Below are 15,516 nucleotides of genomic sequence, written 5' to 3' on the forward strand. Positions count from 1 at the left end.
CGCTGGAGGGAATGCCCGATGGGCGACAGCAAGGCAATGCGGGTGCTGCTGGTGGGCGCCAGCGGACTGGTCGGGCAGGGCGTGATGCAGGCCTGCCTGGAATCGCAGCACGTCGCACAGGTGGTGGCGCTGGTACGCAGGCCCGGGAGTCTGCCCGCTGATGTCGATGCGATCGTGCTGCCCGATTTCCTGCAGTGCACTGCGCTGGGCGAGGCGCTTTCCGGTTTCGATGCCTGCTTCTACTGTGCAGGCGCGCCGCCCGTGGGTACGCCGGAAGCGGAGTATCGCAGGGTCACGCTGCAGGTCACCCAGGCGGTGGCCGAGGCATGGTCGGCAGCCAATCCTGGAGGATTCTTTCTATATGTGTCCGGCGCGCAGGCCAACCCGCGCAGCCGCATCATGCCGCTGAGGGTGAAGGGTGAAATCGAGCAGGCGCTGGCCCAGTTGCCGCTGCGTGCGGTGATGCTGCGCCCGGCCGGCGTACGTCCGGTGGCTGGCACCGGCACGCGGCACGTCGTGCTCAAGCCGTTCTATCTGCTGGCCCGGCCACTGATGGCGATGGCCGAGGTGCTGCTGCCCATGCTGACCACCAGCAACCGTGCCATCGGCCAGGCGATGATCGCACTGGCGCGCATGCCCGCACCACCGGCAGTGGTGGAGTGTGCGGAGATCAACCGGCTGGCGCGCGCATCTTCAGCACGCTGACCACCGATTCGGCCAGATCGCTGCGGGTGAACGGCTTGGACAGCAGCGGCGCGGTGCGTCCCTTGCTGCCGGCAGCGTCGTGGTCTCGCGGATAGCCGGAGGTGAACAGTACGGCGACCTCAGGCCAGCGCTCGCGCACCTCCCGCCCCAGTTCCCAGCCGGACATGCCCGGCATCACGACGTCTGAGAACAGCAGGTCGACCCTGGCGTCCGGGCGCTCCAGCAGGCGCAGCGCAGAAGGGCCATCGTGTGCTTCCAGCACCCGGTAGCCCAGCTGACGCAGGGCCTCGACGGTGTACGCGCGCACATCGTCGTTGTCTTCAGCGACAAGGATGGTCTCTTCGTGGGGTTCGTAGTCGGCCAGCCCGGTGCTGGGCGCGACGGTGTCGCAGGGCAGCGCCATCGCTGAGCGCGGGAACATCATGGTGATGCTGGTGCCGCCGCCTTCCACCGAATCGATCAGTACGTGGCCACCGGACTGCTTGACGAAGCCGTGGACCATCGACAGCCCCAGGCCCGTGCCGCGGCCCACCTGCTTGGTGGTGAAGAAGGGTTCGAATACCTTGGCGAGCGTATCGGCTGACATGCCGTGGCCGTTGTCGCGGACGCGCAGCATGACGTACTCGCCGGGCAGCGCATCGGGGAACAGGGCGGCATAGTCGTGGTCGAGGTGGCTGTTGTCGACCTCCACCACCAGGCGGCCGCCACCGGGCATGGCGTCGCGCGCGTTCACGGCCAGGTTCAAGACCGAGGCTTCCAGCTGGCTGACGTCCAGCTCGATGCACCAGATCCCTTCGCCGGTACGGATATCCAGCTGCACCAGCTCACCGAGGGCGCGCTGCAGCATGTCCTGCATGCCGAGCAGGGCATCGTTGAGGTTGACCGCCTGGCTGCGCAACGGCTGCTTGCGGGCGAAGGCCAGCAGGCGCTGGGTGAGGCTGGCGGCGCGGCCGACACCCTTCAGGGCATTGTCCAGTGCACGCGCGGTCATGTTGCCGGGCTGGCTGTCGCGCTGGCTCAGCAGCAGGGCGTGCTCGATGTTGCCGGCAATCACGGTGAGGATATTGTTGAAATCGTGGGCGATGCCACCGGTCAGCTGGCCTACGGCCTCGATCTTCTGGGCCTGGCGCAGCGCGTGTTCGGCGTGGATGCGCGCGGTGGTTTCCACCGCCTCGGAGACCACGGCGGTGATGGCGCCGTCTGCGCCCTGCAGCGCGCGGAAGGAAAAATCAAAGCTGCGGCGACCGGTCGGCAGTTCAAGATCCATGGCCTGCACGGCGCTGCGCCCACGCGCCGCCTCGGCCACGGCCTGGTCGACCGCAGGGGCGAGTTCCGGCGTGCCGGCGAACCACGGAGATTCCCAGAACGGCAGGCCGACGACATCCGCCTTCTCGGCAAGCACGGCCGCCAACGAGGCGACGTTGGCGTCGACGATGAGGCCTGCAGTGTCGAGCAGCACCTGGTGCTGGAAGCTGGATTCGAAGATTGCCTGCAGGCGCCGCTTGCTGCCCTGCAGTTCGACGGTACGCGCCTGCACCTGGCGCTCGAGGGATTCGTTGTCCTCGCGCAGGGCCAGTTCGGCGCGCTTGAGCGAGGAAACATCGCTGCCCAGGCAGGTGTAGCCGGTTACCGTGCCATCGGCAGACCGCTCGGGCACGCAGTCCATCTGCACGAAACGTGACTCGCCACTGCGGTGCACCAGCGTGGTCTGGAAGCTGGCGCGTTCGCCGGCCAGTACCCGTTGCAGGCTTGGCAGGGCGTTGGCGAAGGCTTCCGCGCCGCTGATGTCCTCGGCGCTTCGGCCAAGAATGCTGTCCAGCTCAACGCCATGCCAGTCGAGGAACGCTTTGTTGGCGAAGCGGTAGCGGTGCTGGGTGTCCAGGTGGGCGATCAGCGCGGGGACTGCATCGGTGATCTGCTGCAGCTGCGCCTGGCTCTCGTCCAGCGCGGCCTTGGCCTGCGCCAGCTGGCCGCGTTCGGTGGCTTCCTGGCGCGCGCGACGGATCGCATCGGGCAGTCGCTGCAGGCGCTGCTTGACCACATAGTCGCGCGCGCCGCGGGTCAACGCCTGTACCGCCAGCTCTTCAGTGAGCGTGCCGGAGACGAAGATGAAGGGAATGTGCGGTGCGCGCTCGCGCGCCAGGTCGAGGGCGGCGTCGCCGTCGAATCCCGGAAGCACGTGGTCGGCCAGGATGACGTCGAAGCGGTCGCTGTCGATCGCCGCGATGAAGGCATCACGGGTCCACAGGCGCTCGACCTCGAAGTTGAGCCCGGCCCGCTTCAGCTGCGCGGTGATCAGCTCTGCGTCCAGGGCGCTGTCTTCCAGCATCAGGATGCGCAGGTGTGCGGGGCGGTGCATGCCATCACGCATTGGACGTGCCAGCTCCAGAGAAAGGGTGGGGCGGCGGTTGGTTGGTGATGCCCCAGAACATGCCCAGCCCCTGGATGGCGTCGAAGAACTCCTTGAAGTCCACCGGCTTGACTACGAAGGCGTTCACGCCCAGCTGGTAGCTGCGCACCAGATCCTGCTCTTCGCGGGAGGAAGTCAGCATGACGATGGGGGTGCTGCTCAGGGCGGCATCACCGCGCACCTGTTCCAGCACTTCCAGACCGTTGACCTTGGGCAGCTTCAGGTCCAGCAGCACGACCACCGGGCCGCCATGATGGGTACCGGCATAGGCGCCCTCGCAGCGCAGGTAGTCCAGCGCCTCGGCACCGTCGCGCACGTGCACGACGCCGTTCAGCAGCTGGCAGCGCGCCAGCGCAGCCATGGTCAGTTCGGCATCCTTGGGGCTGTCTTCAACCAGAAGGATGGGCCGCAGATCCCTCATGGGTGTTCTCCGTTGTGATGGGGCAGGGTGAAATGCAGGGTGGCGCCCTTGCCCAGTTCGCCTTCGGCCCAGGTACGGCCGCCGTGGCGGCCGACGATACGGCGGACATTGGCCAGGCCGATGCCGGTACCTTCGAATTCTTCAACGTGGTGCAGGCGCTGGAATACGCCGAACAGCTTGTCGACATAGCGCATGTCGAAGCCGCAGCCATTGTCGCGGACGAAGAAGATGTCTTCCTCCCCGTCGCGTTCGCAGCCGACCTCGATGACCGCGTGCTCGCGCTCGCGGGTGAACTTGACCGCATTGGACAGCAGGTTCTGCCAGACCAGGCGCATCATGGTCGGGTCGGCCTCCACGGCGGGCAGTTCGCCGACCTTCCAGTCGATCTGGCGCCCGGCGTAGTCGAAGGCAAGCGTGCGGCGCACATCGGCGACCAGCGCGCCCATGTCCAGGTGCATGCGGCCGAGGGTGGAGCGACCCATCTGCGAGAAGCTCAACAGGTCATCGACCAGGGTCCCGGCCGACTTTGCCGATTCGACGATGGTGTCCAGGAAGCGGCGCTCGGTGTCGTCCAGCCGGTCACCTGCCGAACTGCCCAGCAGTTCGGAGTAACCCACGATGTGGCGGAACGGCGCGCGCAGGTCGTGGCTGACCGAGTAGGAGAATGCTTCCAGTTCCTTGTTGCTGCGCAGCAGCTGTTCGTTGAGTTCGGCCATCTCTTCGGCCTTGCGCAGCACGATGTCGACGATGGCCGTGCGCATTTCGTGCGCGGCATCGCGGTCGGCATCGGTCCAGGGCAGGCTGCGCTGCTGCACGGTTTCCTTCCATGCTTCAAAGGAATGGCGTGGTGACAGCACCGTCCCCGGTGCCGCAGTCTTGCGCGGGTCGCCGCCCCAGCGCACGGTGCGCACCACCTCGGGGCGGAACCACATCAGGAAACTGTCGTGCAGCTGCGAAATGGACACCGCCAGCACGCCGCTGGCCAGCGCCGACAGCCCGGCACCGGGTGCCCATTGGCTGGCAAGATGGTCGGTGGCATAGACCTCGTCACCCGCATGGCCTTCGGCCAGCCAATGGGCGATATCGAGCACAGCGCCGGGTTCGGGGCACTGCCCGACACGCAGGCAGTCACCCTTGTGCACGATGGCCGCACCGGCGGCATTGGTCAGCGACATCAGGCTGACGGGATCCTGCCGCAGCGCCGCCATGAACTCTTCGTCGCCGGCCATGCGGCCCAGCAGCTTGACCAGCACCGAGCGGCGCTGGATGCGTTCCTCCACGGCATGGGCGCGCTGCTTCAGCGCGATCTGCAGCGAGACGATCTGGCCCATGAACTCGCAGGCGGTACGCACCGGGTAGGGCAGGCGGCGCGGTGCGGCGCTGTGGCACGACACCAGGCCCCACAGCTGGCCCTCGTGCATCAACGACACCGACATCGACGAGCCGGTGCCCATGTTGCGCATGTACTGCAGGTGCACCGGCGAGACACTGCGCAGCACCGACAGGCTGAGATCGGTCGGCGCGGCGTTCGCATGCTCCGGCGTACGCAGCAGCGGCACTGCCGTGTAGTCGGCATCGGCGATCAGGCGCACGCGGTTGCGGCGATAAAGCTCGCGCGCCTGCGCCGGGATGTCCGACTCGGGAAAGCGCAGGTCGAGGTAGGAGGGCAGCACGCCGTTGCCGTCTTCGGCAATCACGATGCCATTCCAGCCGCTGTCGAACTGATAGACCAGGGTCCGGTCGAAGCCGGTCATCGCACGCATGTGCTCGGCGGCGATCTGGCAGAGGGATTCGACGGTGGCAGCGGTTTCGATGGCGGCCATCAATGCGCGGATGGCCGGATACAGCGCTTCCAGCGAGGTCGGCTGGCCGGCCACGGGCGATTCCAGCTCCAGCAGCAACGCCTGCGGTGAGCGGTGTGCCAGCAGCTGGTGCAGGCCACTTCCGGGCAGCTCGATGGCGCCAAGATGTGCCGAACCGTCGAGGGGAACCTGGCCGGCGCGCTCGATGCAGCCCGCAAGCGCACCGCCCAGTACGTCCGCCACGCCCTGGCCCAAGGGATCGCCGAAGCGCTCCAGCAGTGCCGGGTCGCTTATGGCGCGCTCACGCACCTGCAGGCTTTGCGGGTCGATGACCAGCAACACGCCGTAGGGCTGGATCGCACCCGGGGTATGGATGGGTTCACGCGCGCACAGATCCAGCGCGGCATCCTCGGCGCTATCAGCAATGGGCATCACTCGTGCTGCTCACGATTCGGAGCACACGCCAAGCGCCGGCATGCGCGCCGTGGTGCTCGTGGGTTGGAAGATGAATCCATGCGGATATGGTGAAGCAAAATGCGTGATTCGCATACCATTCATTGAAGCAGAAGCGCGGGAGTGAAGCGCTGAACAATTCAGGAAGAACCTCTTGCCATTCCGCCATGTCTTCGCAGCCGCTGCATCTGTACTGCACGCATGCTGCACGCGGCGCTGCCTACAGTGGAGCGACTCTCTCTCTGGCGACGCTTCGTGGACCTGCACAACTCCGTTCCCTGCGCTGGGCAGTACCGCCCGTTCCCCCGCCGCGCGATGCCAGACAGTGCCTGCTTCGAGCTGATGGATGTCAATGCGCTGCAGGACCCCTGCAGCGGGCGGATCGTCCACCTGTACGCGCTGGTCGCCCGCTGCCTGGCCTGCGAAACAGTGTTCAAGGCAGAAGAAGGTGCAGGGTTGATCAGTACGTCGTCGGCCAGGCTGCTGCGCTGTCCTTCGGGCTGCGGCCAGCAGGCGTTCACGGGGGCTGCGCTGCGGCGGTGGCGTGCCGTTGTCGGACCTGCCGTATCGCCCATGGCTACAGCACTGCAGGATTGAGCTGCCAGACGGTGTAGCAGAGCGCCGATGCGAAGCTGACCCAGGCCAGGTAGGGCAGCAGCAGCCATGCCGCCAGCGGCGTGCGGCGTGCGAAGGCCAGCATCGTTGCCACGATCAGGACCAGTAACAGCAGGATGTCGACGAACGCTGCCGCGCCGAGCTTCCACGCGAAGAACAGCCAGCTCCACAGCACGTTGACCACCAGCTGTGTGACATAGAGCCCCAGCGTGGCGCGGTGGCTGCGCCAGCCGCCGCGGCGCCACACCAGCCACGCGCTGATCGCCATCATGAGATACAGCGCCGTCCAGACAGGGCCGAACACGCTGGCAGGTGGCGCCCAGCCGGGCAACGCCAGTTGGCCATAGAATGCCGCCGCTTCAATCGAGGCGCGCGCCCCGAGTGCCGCCGCGGCCAGGGTCAAGCCCAGCCAGCCGAGCAGGCCGAACACCTGTCTTCTGTGATTCATCACTGATCCTCAACTTCTGGTTCTGCTGCAGTCTGTCTACGCACTGCGTGGGGCGATTGGATGCACCACGTTCCGCTGCGTCAGTCAGGTGCAGCAGACGCTCCATCGGCAGGCAGCAGGGCCGGGCGGCTGTCAAACCACTCGCGCGCGCCGGCCAGGTGCCATTGCCGTTGCTTGCCGTCCAGCTCGATGCCCGCACCGAGCAGGCCCCAGCGCAGGTAGAGGTCACCGCGTTTGTGCTGGTCGAGCAGATCCAGCCGGGCGCGGACCGACAGGCGCTCGTTCTCTGCCTGCAGGCCATCCAGCATGAGATGGCCGGCCTGCCAGCGCAGGCGGGTGCGTGCGTTCACCTGCCCGGCATCGAGCAGCGACAGCGCCCAGCGCGGATAGTCGCTGCGTTCGGCAAACACTCCCAGCAACGGGCCGGCATCACTCAGGGTCAGATCGGCGCTGGCATCGACCTGGAACGGCGCCTGGGCATCGATCCGCCCCTGTTTGAACAGTGCCCGCCCTTGCCAGGGTGCCTTCCGCTCCTGCTGGCCAACCTGCACGTCGCGCAGCTGCACCGATGTGCCGGACAGATCGAAGTAGCGCTGGGCGAAGTCGGCGCGGCGCAGGGTGGCGTCCACCTGGGCGGTGCCACGCAGATCGAGGCCGGCCACCTGCAGGCGTGCGCCGTTGCCGACCAGGGTGGCGGTACCATGGCCGACCCGGCCTTCCGTATCCAGTTCCACATCGCCGGTGAGCGTGCCGGTGCCACCGAGCAGCGTGGCCTGGCCCTTGCCCAGGTAGCGGTTGTAGGCGGTCAGGTCGGGAATGGTGGCGTTGCTGAAGCGCAGGCGCGCACGCATGTCCTTGCGGAACTCGCGCAGGCGGCCATCGCCGCTGAGCTGCAGTGACAGGTCGCGCCCGTCGAACAGTGCGTCCCCCTTTGCACCGCCCGCACGTGCGTCGAACCGTGGCACCCGCACATCCAGCGTGGCGCGGGTGGGGCTGCCGGGTGCCAGCTCGCCGTGTGCGCTGGCCGTACCGGTCATGCGCACGCCTGCCACCTCGGCCGTTGCCGCCGCTTCGGGGATGTCCACCGTACTGCCCGCTGCAAGCTCACCGGCTTTCAGCTGCAGATCGGCCCGTACGGTGCCGCCGCCGTCCAGCTGCACCCACGGCTTGCGCAGGAACAGGGCGGGAATCCAGTTGAGCGAGGTGAAGGTCCATTCGCCCTGCATGCGACCGGAGGTGCGCTCGATCAGCTGGCCGGGCTCACGGAAGGGAATCTTCCGCCCCGTGATGTGCAGGTCGGCATCCAGCGAAGCACCCGTACCCTCGCGCGCCGGCAGCCGTGCCTGCAGGCGGATGTCCCGTGCGGCATCCATCTGTACGGCCAGCGTGCCGCGATCGGGCGCGCCGGCACCGGCCTGCAGCGGCACCCGCCACACGGCGCGGCTGCCTGGCTGCAGGGTGCCGCGGTCAAGCGTGATGTCGGCCTGCAGCTGGCCCGTGCTGGGCGAGCTGGATACCGCCAGCGTCCGCGCATCGGTGTCCACCCGTATGCCATGGCTGCGGGCATCCACCTTCAACGCGCCGCGCAGGATGTCGAACTTGGCGATGCCGGGCGCCTGGTCGCGGTAGTGCCAGGGATAGCCGAAGCGCGCGTCCACCTTCATGGCGTCCAGCAGCTGCACGCCGTCGTAGCTGGCGCTGGCATCGCTGAAGGTCACCTGCGAGTCATACAGTTCCGACGGTCCACCGCGCAGCTGCTTGCGGAAGCCGACGGTGCCGCGGCCCTGGCCGATGATCAGCAGCCTGCCGAAGCGGGCGTGCTGGATGGAATCACTGCGGATGGCATCGAAGCGCAGGGTCCAGCCCTGATTGCCGCGTGGGGGCGGCGGCACCACATCGTCCACTCGGGTGACTTCAGCCGACACACCACTGGCCTGCAGGTGCGGCACGCGCACCTCGCGGCGGAACAACGGCCACACGGCCAGCCGCGCACTGGCCCGGTCGGCATGCAGCACATAGACGGTGTGGTTCACATGGCCGCGCATGTGCACGTTCCAGGCGATGACATGGCCTGGCAGCAGGGTGATCGCCGGCCCGGTGCGCATCACGAATTTCTGCGGCTTGCGGTTGGTGACCAGGTCGAACAGCGGCGTGTTGAGAAAGAGGTTGCCCGCCAGCAGGTAGAGGGCGTAGACACCGGCGACGCTCCAGGCCAGCACCCGCCAGTGGCGTGGCCATTGCTTGAAACGTGCGGGAAAGGCGCGCATCCGGGCTCATGAAGGGTTGGGAAGTGCGTCACTATCCCCAACACGCGGGCGTGGTGATGTGAATGCCCGCCACTGCTGCCTGCCGGTGATCGCAAGCAGCGCATGCGCAGCCCGGCAGCAGGGATGCTCAGGCGCGCCAGGACCATGCCGGCTGCGGAAAGGTGGCTGCGCCGGCAGCCACCTCATATACCAGGGGCGGCAATGCCCGCAGGCATGTCAGCCCGGCAGTTCGCACTGCATCCTGCCGTCCACGTAATAGGGTTTGGGCACGTTCGGGTTCTCGCTGGTCTTCTCGAACACCACTTCGAACGACTCGGCATCGGGGGTGCCCTTGCGCTCGGTGCAGGCGTCGGTGAGTTTCTTCTTCACTGCGGTGATGCCGGCATCGCGGTTGGCGCCGTCGGCGCTGTTGGTCAGGTTCACCGTTTCGGCCATGGCGAGCGGGCTGATGGCCAGCAGGGCGGCGGTGATGGTCAGGCTGTGCAGACGGGTCATGCATTCTCCTCGTGCGTTCCATTGCGGATGCGCCGCAGGTGCGCGACGCGCAGCCAGCATAGGGAAGCCTGGTTAAGGCGCCGTGCTCGGCCGGTCATCAACGCAGGCTGCGACCGATTGTCGCTCAATGGTAGTGGGAACCATTCGCATCTGCTATGATTTAACGCGCCCTTAACCAGCGCCGCTGCCGCCGCCCCAGGCGCGCCTCTTCAGAGCAGGTCCCCCCATGTCTGTAACCCGTTCCCGTTCCCGTTCCCGTTCCCTTGCCCGTGCGCCGATGCGCTCGCTGCTGTCCGTTTCCGTGGCGATGATGCTTGCCGCCCCCGTGGCCGCGCAGGTCGCGCCGGAGGCGCCCGATGGAGCCACGCCGACCGATCTCGACGCCGTGCACGTCAACGCCTATCGCACCGTCACCCACAGTTCGGGCGCCACCAAAACCGATACGCCGGTGGCCGAGATGGCCAAGTCGGTGTCGGTCATCGCGCGCGAGGAACTGGATGCGCGCGGCGTGCAGACCCTCAACGATGCGATGCGCTATGTGGCCGGTGTGTCGCTGGAAAGCAGCGGTATCGACAACCGCGTTGATGATTTCCGCATCCGCGGCTTCGATGCCGGCAGCTGGAGCAACAACGTCACCGTCGATGGCATGCGCGCGCCGCAGGGCGGGCAGTGGAACCGCACCATGATCGACAGCTGGAACCTGGACCGGGTGGAGGTGCTCAAGGGCCCCTCGGCGGTGATGTACGGCCAGGTGGCTCCGGGTGGCATGGTCAACCAGGTCAGCAAGACGCCCACGCCGGACCAGCAGCAGGTGCTGCAGCTGGGCGTGGATGGCAACGGCCAGTACAGCACCGCCTTCGACGTGGGGGCGGGCAGCGATGACAAGCGCCACCTGGGCCGCCTGGTGGGCCTGTATCGCGACGGTGATACCCAGATCAAGCACACCGACCAGGAACACTGGTTCCTCGCGCCCAGCTACACCTTCCAGGTGGCACAGCGCACCCGCCTGACCCTGCTGGGCCTGTACCAGCGCGACGATGGTGGCTCCACCTACCAGTTCCTGCCGATGGCCGGCACCCTGGTCGCCACGCCCTATGGCCACATGAAGAACAGCACCTTCATTGGTGAGCCGACCTGGAATACCTACGACCGCACCATCTGGTCGGCCGGCTGGTTGTTCGAGCACGCGTTCAACGAACACTGGACGCTGAGCCAGAGCGCGCGCCGCTTGAACGTGGATTCGACGTTCCGCACCGTGGTGACCAATGGCGCGCTGAATGCAGATGGACGCACACAGACGCGCCGCGCCACCTGGGGCGAGGGCGACTCGCGCGGTGACACCGCCGATACCCGGCTGACCGGCAAGTTCAGCACTGGTGCCGCCGAGCACACGCTGCTGCTGGGTGTGGACTGGCAGAAGGCCGACTGGACCGCCGCGCGTGGCGCGATGGGAACGACCACCGATACGCCCACCGCCATCGACATCTTCAACCCCGTGTACAGCGGCTACATCCCGGCCACCACCTCGATCAGCTACTCCGGTGGCATCAACCGCCAGACCGGTGCCTACCTGCAGGACCAGATCGCGCTGGACAAATGGCGCTTCACCCTGGGCGGCCGCTATGACTGGACCAAGGATGACACCTGGACCCAGAGCTACACCGTGGCGACCGACCGCTATGGCGCGCGCACGCCGAGCGGCATCAAGAGCGAAGCCTTCAGTGGCAACGCCGGCATCCTGTATGTGGCCGACAACGGCCTGACCCCGTACCTGAGCTATGCCGAATCGTTCCAGCCGGCTGGCAGTACGGCCACCCAGTCCTACGACCGTACGCCGTTCGACCCCATCACCGGCAAGCAGTGGGAAGTGGGCCTGAAGTACCAGCCGGCCAGCTTCGATGGCCTCATCACCCTGTCTGCGTACGATCTGCGTCAGCAGAACGTGCTGACCGATGACCCGGACATCAACCACAGGACCTGCGGCACCACCGGCACCAGTCAGTGCCAGGTGCAGGACGGCGAAGGCCGTGTGCGCGGCGTCGAACTGGAAGGCCGCATCACGCCTCTGGATGGCTTCAGCGTGATCGGTGCCGCGTCGTGGATGGATTCGGAAGTGACCCGCAGCAACAACGGCTACACCGGCAAGCAACTGGCGATGGTGCCGGACTGGACCGCTGCGCTGTGGGGTGACTACACCTTCCAGGGCGGTCCGCTGGAAGGCCTGAGCCTGGCTGCGGGCATGCGTTACAACGGCAGCAGCTACGGCGACAGTGCCAACCTCTACGGCATTCCGTCCTACACGCTGTGGGACGCAGCCATCCGTTACGACATCGGCCACTACGGCGCGGTCGGTACCCAGCTGTCGTTGAACCTGAGCAACCTGGCCGACAAGCGCTTCGTGTCGACCTGCACCGGTGTGTCCTCGTGCTACTACGGCACCGGCCGCACCGTCACCGCCACGGCGCGCTTTACCTGGTGACGTACACCCGTTGATGCGGGAATGCCGCCGCTCCCGGACGGGGCGGCGGCTGCTTCAATCACGCCGTCGCGTTGGCAGCGTAGGTTGCCAGCACGGCCGGCAGGTCGTGCATGGACTCGAAGATCACCTGGGCACCGGCTGCGCGCAGCGCTTCGGGCGTGCTGTGGTATTGGCCGCCGGGGCTGTAACCGAATACCGTCGCGCCGGCGGCAACGCCCGCAGTCGCGCCGGTCACCGTATCCTCGATCACCGCGCAGCGGGTCGGGTCCACGCCCAGTGCCGCGGCGGCCGCCAGGTACACATCCGGGTGCGGCTTGGTGCGCGGCTGGTCCTGGCCGCTGAAGATCTGCCCGGCGAAGGCATCGAGGATGCCGATCTTGTCCAGCTGCAGGCGCACCTTCAGGAGATCGGCGCCGGACGCGCAGGCGATCCTGCCGCCGGTGGCCGACTGGATGGCACGTACGGCGCCCGGCGCGCCGGGAATTTCAGTGAGGTCGCGTTCCAGTGCCACATTGCGCTGGTGGCGGAACGCATCCAGCCACGCGTCGGTGAACGGTTTACCGGTGCGCTCCTCGATCAGGCCGGCCAGGCTGGCGACCGACTTGCCGAGGAAGACCTCTGCCGCTTGCTGCTGGGTGAGCGGCCAGCCGCGCTCGCTCAGCATTTCCGAGAGCACGCGGGCCACCAGCGGCTCGGAATCGACGAGGACGCCGTCGCAGTCGAACAGCACGGCATCGAAGGGGAAGGGGGACATGTGGAACTCCTTGCAACGCGCTTTGTAGAGTCGAGCTTGCTCGACTGAAGGCGTGCGCAGTCGAGCAAGCTCGACTCTACGGAAGGCGTGCGCAGTCGAGCAAGCTCGACGCTACGGAAGGCGGGCAGTGATGAACGCGGCGATCCGCTGCAGCGTCTGCGGGGTGCCGGCGTTGTAGACGATCATCGACAGGTCCGGGCGCGCCTCCACGGCGAAGGTTGAGAATTCCAGTTCCAGCAGGCCCAGCTCGGGGTGCTTGAGCCGCTTGCTGCCGTCGCCCTCGCTGGCCACATCGTTGCTGCGCCAGAGCGCTGCGAACTCGGGGCTGCTGGCTGAAAGCTCGGCCGCCAGCCCGGCGACCTCGGTTTCGGCACCGGCGCGGATGGCATCGGCACGCAGGGAGGCGACCACGAAGCGGGCGACGCTGCTCCAGTCGTCCTGCGCCGCGCGCACCCGGCTGTTGCTGAAGATGAAGCGCAGGATGTTGCGCTCGCGGGCCGGCACCTGCGCGTAGTCGGTCAGCAGCACCGTGGCGGCGTGGTTCCAGGCGACCACGTCCCAGGTCGGGGTGCGGATCAGCGCCGGGCTGTAGGGCAGGGCGTCCAGCACCCGCTGCAGGCGCGGCGAGATGCTGTCGCCGCTGCGGTATTTCACTTCCGGCGGGCGGCCCAGCCCCAGCATGTAGACGTGTTCGCGTTCGGTGTCGGTCAGCCGCAGGGCGGCGGCGATGCGGTCCAGCACCTCGGCGGACGGCGCGCCGCCGCGGCCCTGTTCCAGCCAGGTGTACCAGGTCGGGCTGATGCTGGCGCGCTGCGCGACCTCTTCGCGACGCAGGCCGGGCGTGCGCCGGCGACCGGTTTCGAAGCCGAAACTTGCCGGATCCAGCCGTGCGCGACGGCTCTTGAGGAACTCCCCGAGCGAATGCTGGTTCATGCCGGTGACCGCCTGCCTGTCAGTTTCTATACCTGTATAACGTCACTACTTTAACAGGATGCGGCGAGCGGGATACTGAGCCGACTTTCCAGTGGAGCCAGACTTCATGCGTGTATTCCTGACCGGTGCTACCGGCTTCATCGGCCGCCGCGTACTCCAGCACCTGCAGGCTTCAGGCCATCAGGTCATCGGCCTGACCCGCTCCGATGCGGGCGCGGAGGCACTGCGCAGCGCAGGTGCCGAGGTGCAGCGCGGCGAACTGGGCGACCTCGCCAGCGTGCGCGCCGGTGCCGAGGCGGCCGATGCGGTGATCCACACCGCCTTCGACCACGATTTCAGTCGCTTTGCGGCCAACTGCCAGCAGGATGCCGCCGTGATCGGTGCAATGGGCGAGGTGCTGACGGGTTCGGCGCGACCGTTGTTGATCACCTCCGGCGTCGGCATGGGTGAAACCGAGCCCGGCCAGCCGGCGATGGAGACGGTGTTCAATCCCGGCCACGGCAACCCGCGCATCGCCTCCGAACGCGCAGGCAATGCCCTGTTGGAGGCGGGCGTGGACCTGCGGGTGATGCGCCTGCCGCAGGTGCACGATACCGTCCGCCAGGGGCTGATCAGCTATTTCATCGGGATTTCCCGGCAGCAGGGCGTCGCCGCCTACGTGGGCGAAGGTGCAAACCGCTGGTCGGCGGCGCATGTGGACGACGTCGCCCGTGCGTACTGCCTGGCGCTGGAGCACGGTCGCGCCGGTGAGCGTTACCACGCCGTGGCCGAGGAAGGCATCCGTGCGCGCCGCATCGCCGAGGTGGTGGCAGCGGGGCTGGACGTGCCGGTGCGCAGCATCACGCAGGACGAAGCGGCTGCGATGTTTGGCTGGTTCGCGCTGTTCGCCGGGATGGATCTGCCCGCATCGAGTGCACTGACCCGGCAACGCCTTGCCTGGCAACCGGGTGGCCCGACGCTGCTGCAGGATCTGCAGGCGATGGACTACCGCGCAGGGCGCTGACTACGGCTGCGCGCTGCGGCGGTCCCTTGCCAGTGCAAGCGTCTGGTTGACCGCCTCCTGCAGCTGCGGGATGTGGAAGGGCTTGGCGACGAAGCGTGCCTTCTGGTGGCGTGCCGGCACGACCTGGTCATAGACGGCGGAGGCGAACAGGAACGGCACGCCCAGTTCCGCAAGCCGGTCGGCGACCGGGAACACCACGCCGTCGCCAAGCTCGATATCGAGGATGGCGGCGTCGAACTGCTCCTTCCGCAGCAGGTTCAACGCTTCGAACACGCTGTCGGCGTGGGTGACGGTGTTTCCTTCATCGGCCAGGGCGTCTTCAACCAGTTCGGCGAGATCCAGCTGGTCTTCCACCAGCAGCAGGCAATGCTCCTGCGTTTGTTCAGTGCGGTACTTCTGCATGCGCAGGTCGTGCTCGTTGGGCGATGGCGGGACCAGTTTCCGCTTTCCCGCATCAAGCCAGCGGCTCGCTGCCGTGTGCGCGGCGCGAAGGTCGCATGACGCGATGGATGCGGGTCGTGGTCGGCGGGCGGTCGTGAACGGTCCTGGTAGGTGCCCGCCTTGGTGGGCCGAAGGACCAGGACGCCAACCAAGGTTGGCGTCTACCGGAGCACGGGCAGGCCAGGACGCCAACCAAGGTTGGCGTCTACCGGAACACGTGCAGGCCAGGACGCCAACCGAGGTTGGCCCCTACCGAAGCCCATCCAGCCAGGGCGCCCACCAAGGCTGGC

13 protein-coding genes are annotated in these 15,516 nt (G+C 67.2%); 4 read left to right on the forward strand and 9 right to left on the reverse strand.

The genetic code is table 11. The features are described from left to right. The first annotated feature begins 18 nt into the window (after positions 1 to 18). On the forward strand, positions 19 to 705 hold the full coding sequence (locus VER16_RS01025) for an NAD(P)H-binding protein (protein WP_324805014.1): 687 nt from the start codon (positions 19 to 21) through the stop codon (positions 703 to 705). Here VER16_RS01025 and VER16_RS01030 read toward each other — a convergent pair. Genes VER16_RS01030 through VER16_RS01040 form a run of 3 tightly spaced genes read right to left on the reverse strand, consistent with a single transcriptional unit; the run spans position 671 to position 5,770 of the window. After that, the gene (locus tag VER16_RS01030) at positions 671 to 3,076 is read right to left on the reverse strand and encodes a response regulator (protein ID WP_324805015.1); all 2,406 of its coding nucleotides are present in this window, start codon (positions 3,074 to 3,076) and stop codon (positions 671 to 673) included. The genes VER16_RS01025 and VER16_RS01030 overlap by 35 nt on opposite strands. After that, positions 3,069 to 3,536 carry a response regulator gene (locus VER16_RS01035; protein ID WP_324805016.1) on the reverse strand — a complete coding sequence of 156 codons (468 nt, stop codon included), beginning with the start codon at positions 3,534 to 3,536 and terminating at the stop codon, positions 3,069 to 3,071. The genes VER16_RS01030 and VER16_RS01035 overlap by 8 nt, the downstream gene beginning before the upstream one ends. Further along, positions 3,533 to 5,770, reverse strand: a complete 2,238-nt coding sequence (locus VER16_RS01040) for an ATP-binding protein (protein ID WP_324805017.1) — start codon at positions 5,768 to 5,770, stop codon at positions 3,533 to 3,535. The genes VER16_RS01035 and VER16_RS01040 overlap by 4 nt, the downstream gene beginning before the upstream one ends. 336 nt (positions 5,771 to 6,106) lie before the next feature. On the opposite strand from VER16_RS01040, the gene VER16_RS01045 reads away from it, so the two are divergent. Continuing rightward, positions 6,107 to 6,388, forward strand: a complete 282-nt coding sequence (locus VER16_RS01045) for a hypothetical protein (RefSeq protein WP_324805062.1) — start codon at positions 6,107 to 6,109, stop codon at positions 6,386 to 6,388. Here VER16_RS01045 and VER16_RS01050 read toward each other — a convergent pair. The 3 genes from VER16_RS01050 to VER16_RS01060 all read right to left on the reverse strand — a co-directional run bounded on the left by VER16_RS01050 (position 6,369) and on the right by VER16_RS01060 (position 9,616). Next, positions 6,369 to 6,854 (reverse strand): TspO/MBR family protein, encoded by a 486-nt coding sequence (locus VER16_RS01050; RefSeq protein WP_324805018.1) that lies wholly within the window; start codon positions 6,852 to 6,854, stop codon positions 6,369 to 6,371. The genes VER16_RS01045 and VER16_RS01050 overlap by 20 nt on opposite strands. Positions 6,855 to 6,934: 80 nt before the next feature. After that, complete coding sequence (locus VER16_RS01055) at positions 6,935 to 9,121, reverse strand: hypothetical protein (RefSeq protein WP_324805019.1); 2,187 nt, start codon at positions 9,119 to 9,121, stop codon at positions 6,935 to 6,937. A gap of 216 nt (positions 9,122 to 9,337) precedes the next feature. Then, a complete protein-coding gene (locus VER16_RS01060; protein ID WP_324805020.1) occupies positions 9,338 to 9,616 on the reverse strand; it encodes a hypothetical protein in 279 nt (92 codons plus the stop codon). 226 nt (positions 9,617 to 9,842) lie between these two features. On the opposite strand from VER16_RS01060, the gene VER16_RS01065 reads away from it, so the two are divergent. Further along, positions 9,843 to 12,095 (forward strand): TonB-dependent siderophore receptor, encoded by a 2,253-nt coding sequence (locus VER16_RS01065; RefSeq protein ID WP_324805021.1) that lies wholly within the window; start codon positions 9,843 to 9,845, stop codon positions 12,093 to 12,095. A 58-nt stretch (positions 12,096 to 12,153) separates the two neighbouring features. Here VER16_RS01065 and VER16_RS01070 read toward each other — a convergent pair whose 3' ends face one another. Next, a complete protein-coding gene (locus VER16_RS01070; protein ID WP_324805022.1) occupies positions 12,154 to 12,849 on the reverse strand; it encodes an HAD family phosphatase in 696 nt (231 codons plus the stop codon). A gap of 111 nt (positions 12,850 to 12,960) precedes the next feature. Next, positions 12,961 to 13,782, reverse strand: coding sequence for a helix-turn-helix transcriptional regulator (locus tag VER16_RS01075; RefSeq protein ID WP_324805023.1), 822 nt, complete (start codon positions 13,780 to 13,782; stop codon positions 12,961 to 12,963). A gap of 106 nt (positions 13,783 to 13,888) precedes the next feature. On the opposite strand from VER16_RS01075, the gene VER16_RS01080 reads away from it, so the two are divergent. After that, positions 13,889 to 14,785, forward strand: coding sequence for an SDR family oxidoreductase (locus VER16_RS01080; RefSeq protein WP_324805024.1), 897 nt, complete (start codon positions 13,889 to 13,891; stop codon positions 14,783 to 14,785). On the opposite strand, the gene VER16_RS01085 is transcribed toward VER16_RS01080, so the two are convergent. After that, the gene (locus VER16_RS01085) at positions 14,786 to 15,187 is read right to left on the reverse strand and encodes a response regulator (protein WP_324805025.1); all 402 of its coding nucleotides are present in this window, start codon (positions 15,185 to 15,187) and stop codon (positions 14,786 to 14,788) included. It lies immediately after the preceding gene. Between the last annotated feature and the right edge of the window lie 329 nt (positions 15,188 to 15,516).

The sequence above is a fragment of the Stenotrophomonas sp. genome (assembly GCF_035634915.1).
Lineage (GTDB): Bacteria > Pseudomonadota > Gammaproteobacteria > Xanthomonadales > Xanthomonadaceae > Stenotrophomonas.